This window comes from Acidobacteriota bacterium (assembly GCA_034211275.1).
Taxonomy (GTDB): Bacteria; Acidobacteriota; Thermoanaerobaculia; order Multivoradales; family JAHZIX01; genus JAGQSE01.
The window spans coordinates 1-4,673 of sequence record JAXHTF010000303.1 but is presented as its reverse complement, the minus strand read 5'-3'; the positions used below and the strand labels follow the sequence as shown (position 1 = coordinate 4,673).

The window sequence follows — 4,673 nt, the reverse complement described above, 5'->3', positions numbered from 1 at the left end:
CGGAGGACTTCGTTCAGCCGGAGAGTCTGGAGCTCTCTCCCTTGCCGTGTTGGGAAAGCCTCTCCTCAGCGGAGCGTCGCCAAAGGATCGCCGATCTCCTCCGGGAGGTGGAGCAGCAGGGACGTGTCGAGCGTCAAGGCCGCCCAGTTCTGGGGCGAAGGAAGGTACTCGCCGTCTCTCCCCGCCAACGCCCGGAGACCTTCGAGCGTCGACCGGTTCCTCGATTCCATGCGATCCGGCGCGAGGTTCGCGAGCGCCTGGCCGAAGCCCACCGGCTCTTCCTGGAGCATTATCGAAAGGCCTCGAGGGATCTACGGGAGGGAAATCGCGAGGCGCTCTTCCCTGGGGGCTGCTTTCCTCCAGGCCTTCCCTGGGTGCCAGCAGAGCCAACGCCCCGGCCGCCTTGATAGGACACGATTCCGCCAAGGAATCCGCAGACCAAGCCTACGGGCACCATCCTGACTCCCTCCTAAGTTTCTCGATATCGAGAGACGACGGGAGAGTTGTACCTGAAGATCGGGCAGGTCGTGCCCCTGGGGAGCCACAACAGGTTCCCTTGCTCAGCCCCTGCGACATGCGCAGCCGAAATGAGCGAGTTCTGGCTAGAGGCGGGTGGAAAGAGAGAATGCAGATGAACCGTCCCGCTCAAACCGAGGCCCGTTTCTGCGATTCGGGTAGGGAAAAGCTCGGCGGGGAAGACCTCGACGCTCGAGAGAAGGAGACTGGCTCCTTCAGCTTTCAGTCTCCCGCGCCCCCTCTCGAACCCCGTAGGCATAGAGGCTCAGAGCAACCAATCCCGTCACCGCCGCCGAGCCCCAGACAAAGACCTGAGCGAGCTTCCCCCACTGAGAGTAGCTGCCTAGGAGGCCGAAGACCACGAGATTCCCGCAGGCTCCGCCGTTGCTCACGATCCCCATCCAGATCGCTGCGTTCGGCCGCTTCCCCTCCACCGAGGCTCTCCAACCAAAACCATAGCCAACGCAAAGGGCAAGGTAAGCCCAGCCGAGCAATCGCGGGAATAGGTAGCTCGGCTGGGGCGGAAAACCCATCGCCTCGAGTACCGATGCGGGAAAGACCATCAAGGGCAGCGCCCAAAGGCCCAGTGTCGCGAGAATCTTGAGGGCCAACACCTTGGACAGATGACTCATCGCCGTGTTCTTTCTCCCGCCTGCCCCCGCCAGTACATCCCCGAGCGCCCTAATCGCACCAACGCCCTAGCCGGCCCACGTGACAGCTCCTCCCAGCACCTTCACAACCCCCTCCGAGGCAGCATAGGTCTCTCCATCGAGGTCGAAGGGCGGGAAGCCTTTGCTGGGGACTACCCGAATAGTATGGGCCTGGGTGTAGATCAGCCCCTTCGCCCCCAGATGCTTCCCCAAATACAACTGCGGCAACCGCAACCCCAACAGCTCCACCCGCGGCTTCGGAGGCACGATCAGTACATCCGCCCGGCCATCGTCCACCACCGCCTTCGGCAGACCCTTCATCCCCTTGCCGAAATACCGTCCGTTGCCCACCGCCAGAAGATAGAGAGGCCCGTCGTAGAGCAGCTGGCCGTCGACCTCGATGCGGCATGGCTGCGCCCGATACTGCAGCACCGAGACCACCGAAGCCGTCAGAAACGCCAGCGTGCCCCGGCGCCGTTGGGCATTGACCCGCAAATCCACCAAGCCCGAGATCCCCAGAGACAGCACGTTGATGGCGACCACTCGGCGACCCTCCGCCGTGCTCAGCTCGAGTGCGTCCAACTGCCTTCGGGAGCTCTTGCCCAGCGCTTCCAGCGCCGCTTTCGGACGCCGCGGGACGCCCAATGTCCGCGCCAGATCAGACCCCGTTCCCGCCGGCACCAAGCTCAGGGCGACCCGCTGGCCGGCGTCCGCATCGAGTACCCCGTTGACCGCCAGATGCACCGAGCCGTCGCCCCCAACGACGACCAAACGCTCCACCGACGACGCGTCTCTGAGCAATCGATCCAAACAGCTCCGCGCAGCCCGAGGATCTGCCGCCTCCACGACCCAGCCGTGGTCCGCAGCAGCGGTGACCTCCGCTCCATACCGATCCTTCAGCGCCTGCCAGATTTGCGCTGCACGGCCGCTACCGGCGGCCGGATTGATGAAGAAGGCAGTTCTTTCCAAGCGCGGCTCACTCCGCCGGGGGGGCGAAGCGCAGATACGCCGGGATCCACTCCTCGTCCCCGGCATCGTGCATCGCCCAATACGGAATGCGTTCCACCTTGGCCAACCGATACTCGGTACCCTGGGAATCCTCGAACTGCAGCAGCACATGGGGGGCTTCGGTCCCGAAGGTGTAGCGGAGGAATCGCTCCCCCTGCTCCAATCGCAGCTCAACCGCCGAGAAGCTGCCCGCCGGCACCTCCACGGTCCGCTCCTCGCCCCGGGAGAGCTTCCAGGCGGTCGCCTGCAGCGGAGGAAAGGCCCCGGTCAAGAGCGTGGGAAAGATGCTCAAAGTCTCCGGAACCGGCCCGGTCACATATTGGCGCAGGCTCGCCGGGAGGCCATCCTGAGCCAGCGCGTCGTCGGGCCAGGGCTGCTGGCGCTGCCCTTGGCCATCGAAGTACGAGCGGGTCTCGAGCTCGCCACCGACCATGAAGCCTGTGGACAGGCCGCAGGCTTCAGCGCTGCTCGAGGCCAGCTTCTGCAGCTCGCCGCCCTCCCGCCGCCAAAACAGGCTGGCCATCTGATGGTAGGTGTAAACCCCCGTGGGGACATCTCGGATATGGTTGAGCTTGATCACGTCGAAGCCGTCCTCCCGGGGAGTGTCGGCCTTGACCTCCAGGTCCGGAGCCCAGGGCTCTTTGACCAACACCAACAGGGCCCGGCCGGGGAAACGATCCCCATAGCGTGCCCAATCCACCTCGTACACCGCATACTCCGCCTTGCCGTCGTCCCACAGGGCCAGATGGCGCCATGAAGCATCCTCCGCGACGGCCGAGGAGGCTTGAGAAAGACATCCCACCAGCCCGACCAGAAGCATCGCGAACACAGAAATGGGGACGAATCGAAGGGTCCAATAGGTCATGGCAACCTCTCAAAAAGGACGATCAGGCTTTCTCTCGACGGATCGTCAGATTAACATGGGCTGTCCCCGCCACCGGGGCTGGAACAAACGGCGGCATCCAACGTATAGCAGCCTCAGAGGGGATCTACGGATCCGCTGGAACGTCAGCTCTCGGAGCTTGCTGAGGAAGTCAGTCGCCAGCGAGAGCTGCTCTCGGCTGACCCTGCCGACAGTCCGAGGAAGCACCCCCTCAACCCAAGAAAGCAAGTCCACGACATCGGTCAAGCTATCCCTCGCCTTCGATGCGAGGCGCCCATATGGAGGTTTCATGAGCCGCTACTCCCGACTTCTGGTCACCCTGTGTACAGCCTGGATGCTGGCACTCCTCGTCTCGCCGACGCTGGCGGAAGAATCATCCGGCACCAAGCTCCTGCGCTTCCCGGACATTCACGGAGACACCGTGGTCTTCGTCTACGCCGGCGATCTCTGGAGCGCCTCCGTGGACGGCGGCGTCGCCCGCCGTCTCACCGCCCATCCGGGGGTGGAGAATTCCCCGAAATTTTCGCCGGACGGGCGCTGGATCGCCTTCAACGGCCAATACGATGGTGACGAGCAGGTCTACGTCATCCCGGCCCAGGGTGGCGAGCCCCGACAGCTCACCTACTACCCTGCCCGCGGCCCCCTGGCCCCCCGCTGGGGCTTCGACAACCAGGTTTACGGCTGGACCCCCGACGGTTCCTCGGTGGTCTTCCGCTCGCTTCGCGGCAGCTGGGACTTGAGCGATTCCCGCATCTACACCGTCAGCGTCGAAGGCGGCCTGCCGGTCGCTCTCCCCATGCCCGAATCCGGGGGAGCGGACCTCTCTCCCGACGGCCAGCGGGTCGTCTACTCTCCCCTCGCTCGAGATTTCCGCACCTGGAAGCGCTATCAGGGAGGCTGGGCTCAGGAGCTTTACCTCTTCGACCTCTCCAGCCACGAGCTCGAGAGGATCACCGATCACCCACGGGCGGATCGGGACCCCATGTGGTTCGGCGAAACCGTCGTCTTCAACTCCGACCGCAGCGGCACCTTCAACCTCTACGCCTTCGATCTCGCCTCTCGCGAGACCCGCCCCCTCACCGAGCACGACCTGTGGGACGTGCGCTGGCCCAGCGCCGACCAGCAAGGCCGCGTGGTCTACGAGCTCAACGGCGAGCTGCGGATCTTGGACACCGGTTCGGGGACGGATCGCCCCTTGACCATCCAGGTTCCCGACGACGGTCTAGCCCGCCGCCCCCACCAGCTCGCCGTCGGCGACCGGATCGAGAACTTCGCCCTTTCCCCCCACGGCGAGCGCGCGGTCTTCGCCGCCCGCGGCGACATCTTCACCGTGCCCGCGGAGAACGGCCCCACCCGCAACCTCACCCCAAGCTCCGGCGCCCACGACCGCTGGCCTGCCTGGTCACCGGACGGCAAGCGCATCGCGTTTCTCTCCGACCGTGATGGCGAGGAAGAGCTCTATCTGGTTTCCCAGGACGGCGATGGCGAGCTGCGTCAGCTCACCGACGGCGGTACCGCCATGCGCTTTGCCCCCCGCTGGTCCCCCGATGGCCAGCACATCGCCTTCTCGGACAAGAGTGGCAAGCTCTTCGTGGTAGCCGTCGAGGACGGAACGG

Annotated in this window: 5 protein-coding genes; 1 reads left to right on the top strand and 4 read right to left on the bottom strand. The window is 64.9% G+C overall.

What is annotated here, in order from left to right:
• Positions 1-65: 65 nt before the first annotated feature.
• From SX243_25175 to SX243_25160, 4 genes are all read right to left on the bottom strand, one after another.
• Positions 66-290, bottom strand: coding sequence for a hypothetical protein (locus SX243_25175; protein ID MDY7096282.1), 225 nt, complete (start codon positions 288-290; stop codon positions 66-68).
• Between the two features lie 441 nt (positions 291-731).
• Entirely contained in the window at positions 732-908 is a 177-nt protein-coding gene (locus tag SX243_25170; GenBank protein MDY7096281.1) for a hypothetical protein, read from the bottom strand.
• Positions 909-1,214: 306 nt separating this feature from the next.
• Positions 1,215-2,135 (bottom strand): diacylglycerol kinase family protein, encoded by a 921-nt coding sequence (locus SX243_25165; protein MDY7096280.1) that lies wholly within the window; start codon positions 2,133-2,135, stop codon positions 1,215-1,217.
• Positions 2,136-2,142: 7 nt separating this feature from the next.
• Positions 2,143-3,039, bottom strand: a complete 897-nt coding sequence (locus tag SX243_25160; GenBank protein ID MDY7096279.1) for a hypothetical protein — start codon at positions 3,037-3,039, stop codon at positions 2,143-2,145.
• A gap of 307 nt (positions 3,040-3,346) precedes the next feature.
• Here SX243_25160 and SX243_25155 point away from each other — a divergent pair.
• Positions 3,347-4,673, top strand: a 1,327-nt coding sequence (locus SX243_25155; GenBank protein MDY7096278.1) for a peptidase S41, incomplete at its 3' end; no start/stop codon positions are given.

Coding starts and splice junctions, on each gene's coding strand:
- SX243_25175 (MDY7096282.1), bottom strand. CDS start 290: ATGCTCCAGGAAGAGCCGGTGGGCTTCGGCCAGGCGCTCGCGAACCTC.
- SX243_25160 (MDY7096279.1), bottom strand. CDS start 3,039: ATGACCTATTGGACCCTTCGATTCGTCCCCATTTCTGTGTTCGCGATG.